Source organism: Halomonas shantousis (assembly GCF_054654615.1).
In genome coordinates this window covers 3,025,938-3,041,959 of record NZ_BAAIER010000002.1, presented here as the reverse complement: position 1 = coordinate 3,041,959, position 16,022 = coordinate 3,025,938, and the positions used below count along the sequence as shown (strand labels likewise).

General features: G+C 62.1%; 15 protein-coding genes. 6 read left to right on the top strand and 9 right to left on the bottom strand.

Annotated features, from left to right (window positions below):
• Positions 1–60 precede the first annotated feature (60 nt).
• Positions 61–894, bottom strand: a complete 834-nt coding sequence (gene cysE, locus ACYQ12_RS14450) for a serine O-acetyltransferase (protein ID WP_459873044.1) — start codon at positions 892–894, stop codon at positions 61–63.
• A gap of 211 nt (positions 895–1,105) precedes the next feature.
• On the opposite strand from cysE, the gene ACYQ12_RS14445 reads away from it, so the two are divergent.
• On the top strand, positions 1,106–2,236 hold the full coding sequence (locus tag ACYQ12_RS14445) for a PQQ-dependent sugar dehydrogenase (protein ID WP_459873042.1): 1,131 nt from the start codon (positions 1,106–1,108) through the stop codon (positions 2,234–2,236).
• Positions 2,237–2,491: 255 nt separating this feature from the next.
• On the opposite strand, the gene ACYQ12_RS14440 is transcribed toward ACYQ12_RS14445, so the two are convergent.
• The 7 genes from ACYQ12_RS14440 to flhD all read right to left on the bottom strand — a co-directional run bounded on the left by ACYQ12_RS14440 (position 2,492) and on the right by flhD (position 9,366).
• Positions 2,492–2,833: a hypothetical protein gene (locus ACYQ12_RS14440; RefSeq protein ID WP_459873040.1), complete on the bottom strand. Its 342-nt coding sequence runs from the start codon at positions 2,831–2,833 to the stop codon at positions 2,492–2,494.
• Positions 2,834–3,181: 348 nt separating this feature from the next.
• Positions 3,182–3,517, bottom strand: a complete 336-nt coding sequence (locus ACYQ12_RS14435) for a thioredoxin family protein (protein ID WP_459873038.1) — start codon at positions 3,515–3,517, stop codon at positions 3,182–3,184.
• A 75-nt stretch (positions 3,518–3,592) separates the two neighbouring features.
• A complete protein-coding gene (locus ACYQ12_RS14430) occupies positions 3,593–4,225 on the bottom strand; it encodes a peroxiredoxin (protein ID WP_459873036.1) in 633 nt (210 codons plus the stop codon).
• Between the two features lie 53 nt (positions 4,226–4,278).
• On the bottom strand, positions 4,279–6,021 hold the full coding sequence (gene cysI / locus ACYQ12_RS14425; protein ID WP_459873034.1) for an assimilatory sulfite reductase (NADPH) hemoprotein subunit: 1,743 nt from the start codon (positions 6,019–6,021) through the stop codon (positions 4,279–4,281).
• Between the two features lie 2 nt (positions 6,022–6,023).
• Complete coding sequence (locus ACYQ12_RS14420) at positions 6,024–7,847, bottom strand: assimilatory sulfite reductase (NADPH) flavoprotein subunit (RefSeq protein WP_459873032.1); 1,824 nt, start codon at positions 7,845–7,847, stop codon at positions 6,024–6,026.
• Positions 7,848–8,420: 573 nt separating this feature from the next.
• Complete coding sequence (gene flhC / locus ACYQ12_RS14415) at positions 8,421–9,017, bottom strand: flagellar transcriptional regulator FlhC (RefSeq protein ID WP_459873030.1); 597 nt, start codon at positions 9,015–9,017, stop codon at positions 8,421–8,423.
• Between the two features lie 4 nt (positions 9,018–9,021).
• A complete protein-coding gene (gene flhD / locus ACYQ12_RS14410) occupies positions 9,022–9,366 on the bottom strand; it encodes a flagellar transcriptional regulator FlhD (RefSeq protein ID WP_459873028.1) in 345 nt (114 codons plus the stop codon).
• A gap of 578 nt (positions 9,367–9,944) precedes the next feature.
• On the opposite strand from flhD, the gene doeA reads away from it, so the two are divergent.
• Genes doeA through ACYQ12_RS14385 form a run of 5 tightly spaced genes read left to right on the top strand, consistent with a single transcriptional unit; the run spans position 9,945 to position 15,491 of the window.
• The gene (gene doeA / locus ACYQ12_RS14405) at positions 9,945–11,144 is read left to right on the top strand and encodes an ectoine hydrolase DoeA (RefSeq protein WP_459873026.1); all 1,200 of its coding nucleotides are present in this window, start codon (positions 9,945–9,947) and stop codon (positions 11,142–11,144) included.
• 58 nt (positions 11,145–11,202) lie between these two features.
• A complete protein-coding gene (doeB, locus tag ACYQ12_RS14400; protein WP_459873024.1) occupies positions 11,203–12,237 on the top strand; it encodes a N(2)-acetyl-L-2,4-diaminobutanoate deacetylase DoeB in 1,035 nt (344 codons plus the stop codon).
• Positions 12,238–12,295: 58 nt separating this feature from the next.
• Positions 12,296–12,766 carry an Lrp/AsnC family transcriptional regulator gene (locus ACYQ12_RS14395; RefSeq protein WP_459873022.1) on the top strand — a complete coding sequence of 157 codons (471 nt, stop codon included), beginning with the start codon at positions 12,296–12,298 and terminating at the stop codon, positions 12,764–12,766.
• Positions 12,767–12,825: 59 nt separating this feature from the next.
• Positions 12,826–15,225 carry an FdhF/YdeP family oxidoreductase gene (locus tag ACYQ12_RS14390; RefSeq protein WP_459873020.1) on the top strand — a complete coding sequence of 800 codons (2,400 nt, stop codon included), beginning with the start codon at positions 12,826–12,828 and terminating at the stop codon, positions 15,223–15,225.
• Positions 15,225–15,491, top strand: a complete 267-nt coding sequence (locus ACYQ12_RS14385; RefSeq protein ID WP_459873018.1) for a hypothetical protein — start codon at positions 15,225–15,227, stop codon at positions 15,489–15,491. Before ACYQ12_RS14390 ends, ACYQ12_RS14385 begins: the two co-directional genes overlap by 1 nt.
• Here the strand turns inward: ACYQ12_RS14385 and ACYQ12_RS14380 are convergent.
• The gene (locus ACYQ12_RS14380; RefSeq protein ID WP_459873016.1) at positions 15,482–15,760 is read right to left on the bottom strand and encodes a hypothetical protein; all 279 of its coding nucleotides are present in this window, start codon (positions 15,758–15,760) and stop codon (positions 15,482–15,484) included. The two genes, ACYQ12_RS14385 and ACYQ12_RS14380, sit on opposite strands and share 10 nt — an antisense overlap.
• Positions 15,761–16,022: the final 262 nt, after the last annotated feature.

Here is a 16,022-nt window from a genome sequence, read left to right as displayed (position 1 = left end):
CTTATGTGAAACTCTCTTCATGGGATTTTCGATCATGAAGAGTTTTCAGCGCCGGGCATGCTACTTGCTGCCGGTACGTTCTGCCCGTAGCAGCTCCTGTTGCGCGATGCGCTCGAAGGCGCCGTGTTCCATGGTCACCGACGGGCTGGGGCAGGAAGGGCGACCCACCGGCCGGGCCGGCACGCCGACCACCGTGGTGTGCGGGGCCACGCCATCGAGCACCACACTTCCGGCGCCGATCTGCGCGCCGCAGCCGATCTCGATATTGCCCAGCACAATGGCACCCGCGCCGATCAGCACGCCGTGACGCACCTTGGGGTGCCGGTCACCGTTGACCTTGCCGGTACCGCCTAGAGTGACGCCTTGCAGGATCGACACGTTGTCGCCGATTTCCGCTGTTTCGCCGACGACGATGCCGGTGGCATGATCGAACATCACGCCTTCGCCCACCGGGCAGGCGGGGTGAATATCCACACCGAACACCTCGGCACTGCGGCTCTGCAGGGTGGCGGCCATCAAGTGGCGGGCGCTGCGCCACAGCCGATGCGCAAGACGGTGAGTCTGAAGCGCCTGGAAGCCCTTCTGATAGAGCAGCGTGGTCAGGTAGTCGTCCGTCGCAGCGTCACGTTCGAAGACGGCCTGGATATCCGCTGCGCCCTGGCGGGCCAGATCGGGGGTCTCGGCGTACAGCGCGTCAAACAGTGAGGCCAGCGCCGTCTGCGGTAGATCGTCGTCGGCCAGCTTGTATGACAGGACGGCAGCAAGACATGCCGGCAGCGAGGGCTGAGCCAGGACTCGCGTGGTCATCAACTTCCCGAGCAGTGGCTCGGATGCGATGGCCTGTTCGGCCTCATCGCGAAGTGCGCTCCATATCTCATCGACTCGATGGCCCATCGTGGTCTCCCGGCTCGGCGCCTTTCAGGCGAAATATGCACGATTAGCATAGTCAGCCGGCCAGGCCTAGGCCAAGCCTTCCAGAGGCGGGTATCGCAAGTCCCGCTTCGCTTGTGAAACACGCGGCGGCAGTTACATTGCAGAAGATGAAGTTCGGAGAAATTCGGAAGAGCAGGTGCAGAACTCCAAGAGTCACGCGAGGAACCGTGCCATGTTGCGCTTTACCTGTCGGGTCGCAAGCGCCGTTGCGGCCGCCGCCATACTGTCGTCCCCCCTGCTGTCCCAGGCGGACGAGACTATACAGACACAGGCGGGAGCCGTGCGTGTCGATGTGCTCGCCGAAGGGCTCGTCCATCCCTGGGGCATGGCCTTCCTGCCCGATGGGCGCCTGCTGGTGACGGAGCGCGAAGGGCGCCTGCGCATTCTCGGCACCGACCATACGCTTTCCGAGCCGATCGCCGGAGTTCCCGAGGTGTTCAACCAGGGCCAGGGCGGTCTGCTCGACGTGGCTCTGGACCCGGATTTCGCCTCGAATCGTCTGGTCTATCTCTCCTTTGCCGAACCGGGTGGGGACGGCGCCGGCACGGCACTGGGGCGAGCGCGCCTGGAAGAAGGGCAACTGGCCGACTTCGAAGTGATCTTCCGCCAGCAGCCGAAGGTACCGGGAGGCAACCATTTTGGCGGACGCATCGCGTTCACCGGGCAGGACATGCTGTTTCTGACGCTGGGTGAGCGCTTCAGGTTCGATCCGGCCCAGGAACTGTTCAATCATCTGGGAAAGGTCGTACGTCTCGATCGTGATGGTTCGGCGGTGCAGGACAATCCCTTCGTCGATCAGGCTGATGCCCGGGACGAGATCTGGTCCTACGGTCACCGCAATATCGAGAGTGCGGCCGTCGATCCACAGACGGGCGCGTTATGGATCGCCGAGATGGGGCCGCGGGGCGGCGACGAACTCAATCAGCCCGAAGCAGGACGCAATTACGGCTGGCCGGAGGTCAGCTGGGGGCAGCATTACGATGGCCGTGACATTCCGGACCCGCCGACCCAGCCTCGCTTCGCCACTTCGGCCATGCACTGGACACCGGTAATCTCGCCTTCGGGCATGGCGTTTTATACCGGGGATGCCTTCCCTCAGTGGCGTGACAGCGTCCTGATCGGTGGCTTGACCGCTGGCGGCATCGTGCGTGTCGCCCTCGACGGGCAGCAGGCCTCCGAGCAGGAGCGCATCCCACTGGGGACGAGAATTCGTGACGTCGAGCAGGGACCGGAGGGGGACGTCTACGTACTCACCGATCAGGAGAATGGCCGGATCATGCGTCTGCAGCCGGCATCGCAGTAGAGCGCGGCGAAATTCCGGCAGGCAGGTGTGAATGTCGCATTCTGGCGGAGAAACGACCGGATTGGCCCATCGGGACCCGGTTCAGGCGGGCACTGCCGCAATGAGTGGGCTGTACAGGAAGTCCGGGCCCCAAGAAGGGAGCAGTGCATGACGGGGAAAGTGCCATGATGCGGGAAATGAAACACGGCCCGCATGCAGGCCGTGTTCGAGGGTTTCCAAACCGGGACCGATAATAACCGTCCCTGGCAGCTGAGCTTAGGAACCGCTGTTGTCACCACCCATGCTGCCGGTACTTCCTCCCGCACTGCCGGTACTGCCACCCATGCTACCGCCGGTCGTTTCTTCCGGCTGACCGGTGCCGCTCATGGTGCCGTTACCCGTGACTGTGCTGCCGGTACCGGAAGTGGAGCCTGCCGTGTTGCCGGAAGTGTTGGCTCCCGTGTGGCTACCTTGCTGCTGAGTGTCGCCCTTGTGCTGCTCCTCCTGATATTGTTCCTTGCCCTTGTCGCCTTCGTTGGCGAGTACCAAGGGGCTGGCCGTCAGGCCCGCTGCGACACCGATGATACCGATTGCCTTGGTCAGTTCCTTGATCATCATGATCGTCTACCCCTTCCGTTGCGTTGGCGGTGCTTCCTGCACTCCCGACCAAACCGCTTGGCTAGAACGCTTCGACTAACGCCTCTACTCACTAGCAGTGCCTTTTAGTAGTGCCTTTCGTACGAAGGAAAACAATCGACTCGGATCCGTGTCACCAAGCCAGGAGTGTCACTTCAACATAATCAGCGCAAGGGATAATTCAAGCGTGACGGAGCAGAGTCAGAGGCGCCGGTTGCGGAGGATGCGACAAGAACTCAGGCCTGCCGGGGGGGCGGGCCTGTGTCGATAGCATGTCGGAAGGAAGCGGTGCTCAGAGAAAAAACATGAGCACAAAGAGGGCGGACGCTTCTACGATGTCTTGGCCGAAACCTGCTCCAGTGCCTCGCGGATGGCGTTTTCGTCTCCCGGCCGGACCAGGCGCGCCACCTCCTGACCCTGGCGGAGAAAGATCAGGGTCGGCCAGAGCTTGACCCGGAAACTGCGCCCAAGTGGGCGTCCGCGTCCATCCTCGACCTTGAGATGGTCTACTTCGGGATGATCGGCAAACGCCGAGGCGATCAATGGCTGGGCGGCCTGGCAATGGCCGCACCAAGGCGTGCCGAACTCGATGACGGTGGGCTTCTGCCACGTGTCGACATCCTCACGTGAGGGTTCGGTGTCTACGAATGTGGTGCTGAATGCCATGAAGTCTTCTCCCTCGACTGGGCCGGCCTCAAGGATGAGACCGGCAGGTCGCGCTGCGGCTTTGCAACGTGTCGATCAGCTCGGCTGGCGGGTCACACGCAGATAGGGCGTCTTGGCTTCCCAGCCCTGGGGAAAGCGCTCCTTGGCTTCTTCGTCAGAGACGGAGGGCGCAATGATCACGTCCTGACCGTTCTGCCAGTCGACCGGCGTCGCCACCTTGTGCTTGCCGGTCAGCTGCAGCGAGTCGATGACACGCAGGATCTCATCGACGTTGCGTCCGGTGCTCGGCGGGTAGGTCAATGTCAGACGAATCTTCTTGTCCGGGTCGATGATGAACACGGTGCGCACGGTGACCTTGGGGTCCGCCTTGGGATGGATCATGCCGTAGAGATCGGCCACGACCTGCTCCGGGTCGGCGAGCAGCGGGTAGTTGAGCGCGGTACCCTGAGTCGCTTCGATATCCACGGCCCAGCCGTTGTGGGAGTCCAGCGGATCGACCGAGACACCGACCAGCTTGACGCCGCGCTGGTCGAATTCCGCTTTACGCTTGGCGAACGCGCCGAGTTCGGTGGTGCACACCGGGGTGTAATCGGCCGGATGCGAGAACAGCACGACCCAGCTGTCGCCGAGCCAGTCGTGGAAGCTGATCGTGCCTTCGGTGGATTCGACGGTAAAGTCGGGAGCGGTATCGCCTAGTTGCAATGCCATCTTTCAATCCTCCTATCGATGTCTGGATATTCCGGTTACTGCTCGGGTGCGTCTTACTGCTCGTGGAAGTTGCGTCCTGCGGTGGTGGCCTTGATCACTCCGGTACGGACCATGAAATCACCGAAGTGCTCGCCGGTGTCACGCTCCTGCGCGTAGCGGTGAATCAGCGGCGTCAGCTCGTCGAGAATGGTGGACTCATTGATATTCTCGCGATAGAGCTTGTTGAGACGCTCGCCGGTAAAATTGCCGCCCAGGTAGAGGTTGTAGCGTCCGATCGCCTTGCCGACGAAACCGATCTCGGCCAGGTAAGGGCGTGCGCAGCCGTTGGGGCAGCCCGTCATGCGCACCACGATGGCATCTTCGCTCAAGCCGGCATCGGCCATCACCGCGTCGAGCTTGTCGAGCAGCGAGGGCATGTAGCGTTCGCTCTCGGCCATGGCCAGGCCGCAGGTCGGAAAGGCGACGCAGGCCATCGACTGACGGCGAAGCGGTGTGGTGGTGCGCACCATGTTGTACTGCTCGATCAGCGCATCGATCGCGGCACGCTTGTCCTCCGCGACGTTGGTGATGATCAGGTTCTGATTGGTGGTCAGCACGATATCGCCATCGTGGATTCTGGCAATTTCGCGCATGCCGGTCATCAGTTGCCGGTCGGTGTCGACGAAATCGGCGATACGGCCGTTTTCGACGTACATGCCGTAGTGCCACTGGCCGTCTTCGCCCTGATACCAGCCGTAACGGTCGCCGTTGCTGTCGAAGTGGAAGTCGCGTGCTTCCTCGAGCGCATAGCCCAGACGACGCTCCACTTCCTCGCGATACCATTCGGCGCCGTAGGTATCGACAGTGTACTTCAGGCGCGCATGCTTACGATTGTGGCGATCGCCATAGTCGCGCTGCACCAGCATGACCTTCTCGGCCACGTCGATCACCTGATCCACCGGACAGTAACCGATCACGTCGCCGAGACGTGGGTAGGTGGCCGTTTCGCCGTGGGTCATGCCCATGCCGCCGCCTATGCTGACGTTGAAACCCTTGAGTTCGCCATCCTCGACGTGAGCGATGAAGCCCAGATCATGAGCAAGGACATCGACATCGTTCTCGGGCGGAATCGCCAGCGCAACCTTGAACTTGCGCGGTAGGTAATGCTTGGTATAGAGCGGCTCCTGCGCCTGCTCTTCCTCCGACGGCCCCCCAAGGACGCGCTCCTCACCGAGGAATATCTCGTGGTAGGCGCGGGTCTTTGGCAACAGATGCGCGCTGATCTCGCCGGCCAGCTCGTAGACCTGGCGATGAATCGGTGACACATGCGGATTGGCGGTGCCGATCACGTTACGGTTGACGTCGCCGCAGGCGGCGATGGTGTCGAGCATCGCCTCGTTGACCGCCTTGAGATGGGCGCGCAGGTTATCCTTGAACACGCCGTGGTACTGAAATGTCTGGCGCGTGGTGATGCGCAGCGTGCCGTTGGCGTACTTCTGGGCGACATCGTCGAGCTTGAGCCACTGATCGGCCGTCATCGTGCCGCCCGGCATGCGCAGGCGAACCATGAAGGAGTAGAGCGGCTCGAGCTTCTGATGGCGACGCTCGCTGCGCAGGTCACGGTCATCCTGCATATAGAAGCCGTGAAACTTGGTCAGCTGGGTGTCGTCCTCGGCAACGGCGCCGGTGGCGCGGTCGGCCATGCTCTCCATCAACTTGCCGCGCAGATAGTCGGCATTCACCTTCAGACGTTCGTTAGCGGCAAGCTCACCGAGAAACGCGCTGTCCTGCTGAAGCTTTTCAATGTAATTGGTCATGATTAATACACGTCCCGCTGGTAGCGCTTGGCTTTCTGCAAGTCGCGGATGTACTCCGCGGCGGCGTCTTCGCTGCGGCCGCCCTGGTCACGCACGACATCGACCAGCGCCTTGTGCACGTCCGCCGCCATGCGCTCGCCGTCGCCGCAGACATAGAAATGGGCGCCTTCTTCCAGCCAAGCATAGATGTCCCGGGCGTTTTCGCGCATCCGATCCTGCACGTAGACCTTGTCGTGCTGATCGCGCGAGAAGGCCACGTCGAGGCGATTGAGCAGTCCCCTCTCGCGCCAGTGCAGCCATTCGGCCTGATAGAGGAAATCGGTGCGGAAGTGCCGGTCACCGAAGAACAGCCAGTTCCTGCCCTCGGCGTCGGTCTCCTCACGCTCCTGCATGAAGGCGCGGAAAGGGGCGACGCCGGTGCCCGGGCCGACCATGATGATCGGCGCGTTGGGGTCATGGGGCAGCTTGAAGTTCTTGTTGTGATCGATGTAGACCGGCACGTTGTCGCCGGGCTGGATACGATCGGCGAGATAGGTGCTGGTCACGCCGTTGCGCAGGCGCCCATGGGCATGGTAGCGGACGGCCCCCACGGTGAGATGGACCTCGTCGGGGTTGGCGTTGAGGCTCGAGGCGATGGAATAGAGTCGCGGCGGCAGCTTGCGCAGGGCGCGGACGAATTCGTGAGCGTCGATACCTTCCACCGGGAAATGCTCGAGCACATCGATGATGTGCCGGCCATAGAGCCATTCGCGCAACTCGGCACGGGCATCCTCGCCGAGCAGACGGCGCAACTCGGCGGCGTCGGAGACTTCTGCCCAGTGCTCGAGAAACGGTCGCGTCAGCGTGGTGATCTCGAACTCCGAAAGCAGTGCATCGCGTAGCCGCTTGCCTTCGCCGAGGTCGTGTCCCCCCTCCATGCGCAGCGTTTCGAGCAGGCTGTCGACATAGGCCGGGTCGTTCTGCGGCACCACGCCCAGCGCATCGCCCGGTTCGTAGATCAGCCCGGAGCCTTCGAGCGACAGCTCGATATGGCGGGTTTCCTTTGCCGAACCGCGACCGTTGAGAACCAGTGACTCGAGCACCTCGGCCTGGAAGGGATTCTTCTTCGAATACTGCGAGGCCTGAGCCGGCGCGCCGGCGCTGGGCACTGCCAGGCCGGCGTTGGCGGCGGCGTTGCTGCCGGCACCGGAAAGCTCGGCGTAGCGATCGAGCACGGTCTCGACCCAGCTTTCGGCGACTTCTTCGTAGTCGACGTCGCAATCCTGACGGTCATGGACGCGCTCACCGCCGAGTTCGGCGAAGCGGGTATCGAAATCCTTGCCCATCTGGCAGAAGTGCTCGTAGCTCGAATCGCCCAGGCCGAGTACGGCGAACCGCACTCCGTCCAGCTTCGGCGCCTTGCGGCCGAACATCAGCTCATGAAAGCCTTCGGCGGTATCGGGCGGATCGCCTTCGCCCTGGGTGCTGACCACGACGATGAAGTTCGCCGCGTCCTTGAAATCCTTCTTGCTGAAATCACTCATGTCGGCCACGCGCACATTGAAACCGCGTGCACGGACACGGTCGGCGGCCATCTCGGCGACGCCTTCGGCATTGCCGGTCTGGCTGCCATAGAGCACGACGATTTCCGCAGGAGCTGCCGCAGTTTCGGCAGACTGGGCCGGAGATGACGACAAGGCTGCACTGCCCTGGGCATTCAGGCCGGCGATATAGCCGCTCAGCCATGTCATCTGTTCGGCGCTCAGTCCGTCAAGGGCCGCATTCAGTCGGTTGGCCTGCTCGGCGCTCAAGGGGCTGTTAGTGTCGGACAGGGAACCTTGTGGCATCAGGATAGCCTTACCTCGCTTGAGAGTAGGTGAGCATGCTAGCGGGTATCAAAAAGAATTAAAAATTATATATAGCGATTTTCTTATTCATAATTGGAATCTATAAGTGCGTCTCACCACTTTCGGTGACAAATGAAGTTTCGCAATGATAGCAAGAGACGAAACCCTCGCCGGAGACGAATGGAGAAGGAGAAATACCCAGAGAGAGGGCTATAAAGGAGTGAAGTGGAAAAGAATAAAAAGGGGAAGGATGGCATTAAAGAAAAGAAAACCCGCCGGTCCCTCGGCGGGCGTATCCGGTCCGTGGATCACAATCGTTTGATATCCCTGTTCTTCTTGTCTGGGTGCGTCCCTGCGCCCGGTTATTCTATCGCTCGGTGAACAAACAAAGCGTCCTGGCGATAGGCGTATCCTAGGGGGCGGCCGATGACAGTTCAGAGGCAGTGACGTAAAGGGCGGTAGAATTGTTGAGATGACTGGAAACGGAAAGTAATGGAATGGTGAGTTGCGACCATTGAAAAACCCCCTTCAGCCATGGCTGAAGGGGGTTGCGGTATGACGGCTATGGCCTTTTCAGGCAGTCCGTACCAGACGCTGCGGCTTGTCATGGGCGTCTTTGCGCTTGCACGACTGCGCCTCTTCCTTGGCAAGACGCGCCTTGCGCGTCTTGCCGGCGCGTGACGGCGGCTGGCAGATGCCGCAGACGAAGTGTGCCGTGGGACTATGGGCGTGAGCAACGAGATGGCCCTTGCAGCTCTTGCACTGGGACAGCTGCAGCAGGTCGCTCTCGAAGAAGCGCACCAGGGTCCAGGCGCGAGTCAGGCCCAATACCGGCTCGGCATCGTCCAGGGCCACCTGCTCCAGATAGAGCTTGAACGCCTTGACGAAGGCTTCCATCCGCTCGCAACCAAGCTCTTCATTCAGGCTGCGATAGATGTTGTAGAACAGCGACGAATGGATATTCGGCAGCCAGGTCATGTACCAGTCGGTGGAGAACGGCAGCATGCCCTTGGGCGGTGACATGCCGCGTACCTCCTTGTAGAGCTTGATGAGGCGGCCACGGCTCAGGTCCGTCTCGGTCTCCAGTACCTGCAGGCGGGCACCGAGTTCGATCAATTCGATGGCCAGCTGGACCTGCATCATCTCACTGACAAGGCTCTTCTCGCTCACGATCTTACGCTCCGCTCTGTGTAGTCTGCGCTGCATTCAGCGGCACGACCCGGTCGGTTGCCATGAGTAGTGCAGCGTGGGTCTGGCCCAGGCCCTGTTCGCGAGGATTGTTGATCAGTTGCTGAAGCTGATCGGCATCATCGAAGCAAAGCCGACATAGCAGCTGATTGGTCCGCGACAGCTGGCTGAGTTGCTTGACGGAAAGCGAGGCCAGCAGATCTGCCATCGATTCGCTGATCTTCAAACGAAACATGGCGGTAATACGATCCTCGCTCAGCAGCCGTTGCACCAGCAGCAGGTAGGAGAGATTGATGTCGCGGATATCATCCAGAAGGCTGTCGATTTGCATTGTCATCCCCGAGTATTTCGTTGTAAGGACCCAGGCCAGAGACCGCCTAGGGCCGGACATCGCAGAAGGCTGTCGATGTCTTTATAGGAACCGCATTCTGAGGCATTTTTGTGAAAAATCTAGTATTTTTTTACAGAAGAATAACATTACGTTTACCTTCTTATAGTGAAGCGGGACACTTCTCTTATGCATACTTAGTTGATTAAAAAAGAGAAAAATTGGTTACCCCTGTAAATTGATACAATGGTGCAAAAGTGTGAAACAGAACGCTGGTCGTCAATCTCGAATGTTGTCCATTTTTGTTACGTTGCGTAATGCGCCGGTCGGCCCCGGATCCCGGACCTCTGCTTGAGCGAACGCAATCCGCAGCTGCGTGCTGGAGAGGGAAGGGATTCGCATATAAAGGCTTTGACGCCGGGCTTGGCGGTGGTGCTAGTATCGGTAATCAACCGCAATGCCTCCTGGACCTGCAGCACTGCTGAATTCACACGGCACGCGGTGGTAACCGACGGCGATGCGACCGTCCCGAGTGAGCGGGGCAGGTCGTTTTTTTGGTCATCTTCCTGGCGAGTGGCTCAATGATTCAGGTTTCCCTGCCTTTCACTCGTGACGAATACGCGCAGCGCCTATGGAAAGTGCGCACGGCCATGGCAAGCCGGGGTATCGACGTATTGATCGTCAGCGATCCTTCCAACATGGCGTGGCTAACCGGCTATGACGGTTGGTCCTTCTACGTGCATCAGTGCGTGCTGCTTGGGCTGGAGGGCGAGCCGGTGTGGTACGGCCGGCGTATGGATGCCAACGGTGCGTTGCGCACCTGCTGGATGGATCCCGACAATCTCACCTACTATCCCGATCACTACGTCCAGAATCCGGACATGCATCCGATGGATTACCTGGCGCAGTCGATCCTGCCGGATCGCCGCTGGCACGAAGGTGTCGTCGGCGTGGAGATGGACAACTACTACTTCTCCGCTAGAGCGTATCAGAGCCTGGTGAGAGAGCTGCCCCATGCGCAAATCGTCGATGCCAATGCCCTGGTCAACTGGTGCCGCGCCATCAAGTCGCCTCAGGAGGTCGCCTACATGCGTGTGGCGGCACGGATCGTCGAGTGCATGCACTCCCGCATCCTGGAAGTGATCGAGCCGGGGCTGGCCAAGAGCAAGCTGGTCTCCGAAATCTATCGTGTGGGCATCGAAGGCTGGACCGACGGGCAGGGCCTCATCCATGGCGGCGACTACCCGGCCATCGTCCCCATGCTGCCCACCGGTAGCGACGCCGCGGCGCCGCACCTGACCTGGGACGATACGCCGTTTCGCGAAGGCGAAGGCACCTTCTTCGAGATTGCCGGCTGCTACAAGCGCTACCATGCGCCCATGTCACGTACCGTCTACCTGGGCAAGCCGCCACGGGATTTCATCCGTGGCGAGTCGGCGCTGCTCGAAGGCATCGAGAACGGCCTGGCGGTCGCCAAGCCTGGCAATCGCTGCAGCGATATCGCCATGGCGCTGGGCGCGGCGATGGACAAGTACGGGTTCGACCGCGGCGGGGCACGTTGCGGCTACCCCATCGGAATCAGCTATCCCCCCGACTGGGGCGAGCGCACCATGAGCCTGCGCCCTTCCGACGAAACGATTCTGGAGCCGGGAATGACCTTCCATTTCATGCCCGGCTTGTGGGTCGATGACTGGGGACTGGAAATCACCGAACCGATCCTGATCACCGAGACCGGTGCCGAGCCGTTGGCCAGCTTTCCGCGCCAGTTGTTCGTCAAATGAGCCCTGTCCGTCAATGTCGCGTCAACGCCCACCCCAATGTCAGAGGAGTTCGTCCCGCATGAGCAATCGCCCCAGCCGAATGCGGCCCAGCCCCATTTCCGCCACCGTGGACTTTGACGCCGAAGGCGTACAGCACGGTTTTCTCAAGTTGCCGGTTTCCCACGACGAGTCGGCCTGGGGCGCGGTGATGATTCCGGTCACCGTGATCAAGAACGGAGACGGCCCCACGGCACTGCTCACTGCAGGCAATCACGGCGACGAATACGAGGGTATCACTGCGCTGCTCAAGCTTTCGAGCGAACTCACGGCCGCCGAAGTCAAGGGGCGAGTGATCATTGTGCCGATGATGAACCAGCCCGCGGCCCAGGCGGGCCGGCGTACCTCGCCGATGGATGGCGGCAATCTCAATCGCAGCTTTCCCGGTGACCCGGATGGTGGCGTCACCCTGCAGATCGCCGATTACTTCACCCGGGTGCTGGTGCCGATGTGCGACGTGGCGCTCGACCTGCACTCCGGGGGACGGACACTCGACATCGTGCCCTTTGCCGCCGCGCATCGCCTTGAAGACCATGCCCAGGAGGCCGCGAGCCTGGCCGGAGCCTGCGCCTTCGGCGCACCTTTTGCGATGATGATGTTCGAACTCGATGCCGCACGGCTCTATGACACGGCAGTGGAGAGCCAGGGCAAGACCTTCGTCACCACCGAACTCGGGGGCGGCGGGTCGACGACACCGGAGCGCATGGCCATCGCCGAGCGCGGCGTGCGCAACTTCCTCGTCCACTACGGCCTAGTGGCGGGAGAAGTGGAGATGCCCGCCACGCCGCAGGTCTATGTCGACATGCCCGATGCCAGCTGTTACGTGCAGAGCGAGCATGACGGCCTTCTGGAGCTGGAGTTCGCGCTCGGCGACCAGGTGACCAAGGGCGACGTCATTGCACGCATCCACGACATGACCCGTACCGGCACGCCACCCGTGGAATACCGGGCCGGGCGCGACGGCATCCTGGTTGCCCGGCGATTTCCGTCACATATCCACATGGGCGATACCCTGGCGGTGATCGCCGAGGTGGTCGAGACGCTGGAGCGGCGCTGAACATGGGCCGGAGGCAGCGGCTTGGCTCTCTTTCCGCCTCGTCGGGGGGCGACGTGCCATGAAACTCGATCGCTACGATCTCAAGATACTCGAAATCCTCGCCAAGGATGGACGGATCACCAAGTCACGGCTGGCCGAGGCGATCAATCTCTCGGTCAGCCCTTGCTGGGAGCGGGTCCGGCGGCTGGAAAAGGCCGGTATCATCGAAGGCTACGGGGCACGCATCGATTCGCGCCTGCTGGTCAAGCGCACGCCGGTATGGATGCAGATCGAGCTCAAGGCCCACAATGCCGAAAGCTTCTCGCGCTTCGAGCGCGCCATGCGTGACACGCCCGAGGTCACCGAGTGCGTTGCCGTGGGCGGCGGCGTGGATTATCTGGTCAAGGTCGAGGCCGACAGCATCGACGCCTACCAGCGCCTGATCGATGCCTGGCTGGTATCCGAGCTGGGTATCGAGCGCTATTTCACCTACATCGTCACCAAGACCGTCAAGCACCAGGCGCCTGCCTTGAAAATGCAAGAGAACTGACACTGCCTTGGCGATGTCGTAACGGCCAGAATAATTTCCCTCTTCGACGGAGCATGACCATGTCCGAGCGCGATAGCGCTACGTCCGTGCATGACGAACTTCCCCAGGCTGACACGTCGCTGACCCGCGCGGCCAGGATCGAGACGTATTCCGGTCCCGCTGGCGGCTGGGGCGCACTGAAGAGCGTGAGCCGCCATCTCAAGCGCAGCGGTGCACCGCTCAAGGGCGTGCGCTCGCTGCTCCTGGCCAATCAGCCGGCCGGCTTCGACTGTCCGGGATGCGCATGGGGCGATCCGCTGCACGGCTCGTCGTTCGAGTTCTGCGAGAACGGCGTCAAGGCCGTGGCCTGGGAGAGTACCGCCAAGCGTGTGACACGCGAGTTCTTCGCCCGCCACACGGTGAGCGAATTGCTGACATGGGACGACTTCCGCCTCGAGGACCAGGGCCGGTTGACCGAGCCGATGCGCTATGATGCCGAGCAGGACCGCTACGTGCCGATCGGCTGGAGCGAGGCGTTCTCCCGCATCGCCGAACATCTCGCGGCGCTCGACGACCCCGATCGGGCACTGTTCTACACCTCGGGACGTGCCAGCAACGAGGCCGCCTATCTCTATCAACTGTTCGTGCGTCTCTACGGCACCAACAATTTCCCCGACTGTTCCAACATGTGCCACGAGGCCAGCGGCGTGGGCATGAAAGCGAGCCTCGGCGTGGGCAAGGGCACGGTACGTCTGGAGGATTTCGAGCAGGCGGATGCCATCTTCGTCTTTGGCCAGAACCCCGGCACCAACCACCCGCGCATGCTCGGCGATCTACGCCGCGCCGCCGAGCGCGGCGCACGCATCGTCAGCTTCAATCCGCTCAAGGAGCGCGGCCTGGAGCGTTTCGCCGACCCGCAGGACAAGCGCGAGATGCTGCTTCGCGGCAGCCAGCGCATCTCTTCGCACTATTTCCAACCGCGTCTGGGCGGCGACATGGCGGTGGCGCGCGGTATCGCCAAGGCGCTGTTCGCGCTCGAGGCCGAGGGGCGTTTCACCCCCGACCGTGACTTCATCGCCCATCACACCCATGATTTCGACGCTTGGCGCGAGCGGGTCGAGGCTACCGCCTGGACAGCGATCGAGGATCAGGCGGGCCTGACGCGGACGGATCTCGAGCAGGCCGCCGAGATCTATGCCGGCGCCGAGCGGTTGATCATCACCTGGGCAATGGGCATTACCCAGCATGCGCACTCGGTGGATACCGTGCGTGAACTGGTCAATCTGCTGCTGCTGGGTGGGCATATCGGCCGTCCCGGCGCAGGGGCCTGTCCGGTACGCGGGCATTCCAATGTCCAGGGCGATCGCACCATGGGCATCGACGAGAAAGCCCCGACCGGGCTGCTCGATGCGCTGGAAGCGCGTTATGGTGGAAAAAGCGGCGTGGTCATGCCGCGCACACCGGGGCTCAATACCGTGGGCAGCATCCGCGCCCTGGAGGCGGGGCGTGCCGAGGTGTTCATTGCACTGGGCGGCAATTTCACCCGTGCCACGCCGGACAGCGAACGCACCGAGGCTGCGATGAAGCGTACACGTCTCAATGTGCAGATCAGTACCAAGCTCAACCGCAGCCATCTGATCATCGGTGGCGAAGCCCTGATTCTGCCGTGTCTGGGGCGCACCGAGATCGATCGGCAAGGATCGGCAGGAAACGAGACGCCGCAACAGATCAGTGTCGAGGACTCCATGTCGATGGTCCACGGCAGCGCCGGCCTGCATGCGCCCGCCTCCGAGTGGTTGCGCTCGGAGCCGGCGATCATCGCAGGGATCGCCGAGGCGACTCTGGCCCGGGTGCTGCCGCGGCGCGGCATCGACCCCGAGGTGGTGGACTGGGCCGGCCTGGTGGCGGATTACGATCGTATCCGTGACGAGATCGCCGCGGTGATTCCCGGTTTCGAGAACTACAACGCTCGCCTGCGGCAGCCGCGCGGCTTCTGGCTGACCAATGCCGCCAGCGAGCGATGCTTCGCGACGCCGTCGGCGCGTGCCGAATTTTCCGCCGCCGCGCTGCCCGAGGCGGTACTGCATCAGCGCCTGCAAGAGCGTCGCGAGGAGGGCTGGCTGACCCTGCAGAGCCTGCGCAGCCACGATCAGTACAACACTACCGTCTACGGCTACGACGACCGTTATCGGGGCGTGAAGGGGCAGCGCCGGGTGCTGTTCGTCAACCCTCAGGACCTTGAGCGCCTCGGGTTCGAGGCGGGGCAGTGGGTCGATCTGGTCGGTCTGGATTATCAAGGCTCACCGCGACGCGCTCCGGCGTTCAAGCTGGTCGCCTACGACACGCCGGCAGGCTGCTGCGCCGCCTACTATCCGGAAACCAATGCCCTGGTACCGCTGGAGAGCGTGGGAGCGGGCACCGACACGCCGACCTCCAAGGCGGTGGCGGTGCGTCTCGAGCGCAGCATGCGCATTGCCTGATGCGCTGGCGCGAGCGACTGGCAGCACTCGACGAAGCGGAACTGCAACGGGCCCTCGAACGCCAACAACATGATGGCGAGCCACCGATTCAAGCCACCCTGCTGGCGCTGCTCGAGCAGCTGGATGGGGTGCCGTTACCCGCGCTGGCCCGGGAGCTGGGAATCGAGCGGGCCTTGCTGCTGCGTGCGGCCACGGATCTCGACTTGCGCGGGAAACTGGTCCTGACCGGGGAGACGCCCGCGGTTCACCGGCAGGTTCAGTGTTGATCGCTGCAGTCGGGGCGGCCCATGGTGTCGCGCAGTTCCTGAAGGTTCGCTTCGGCATCCATTGCCTCATGCATGCCGAGGTCCGCCGAGGCCGCCAGCGCCGCCTGTTGCGCGGCGTGGTGGCCTGCGGCGCTTCCCAAGATGCCCAGATCGTCGGGGGCGGATCGGCATGCGGGCGCGTTGGATTCCGCTGTCGCATCGCGAAAATTCCCCGAATTGCAGCCGGCCAGGGCGAGGCTTGCGACAAACGCACCCAACAGTCTGTTCATGATCGTCTCCGGCGGGTCGCGGTACTGACAGGCAGTCACTACAGGCAGTCACTACAGGATAGGCCCCGGCATCCAGGATGAGGCATCGAACGTATCAATACTTTGGCCGGGTGTGGGCCGGGTAAACCTGCGGCGTTTTCCGACACGACCCGGTCATCGGGCGGGCTCCTCTCCAGGCATCTTCTGCAGTGCCAAGGAGCGACACCGGGACGAAGAGGCATTGTCGGCGTGCTGTCGTTAGAATGGCGTCCACTTTTTCCGA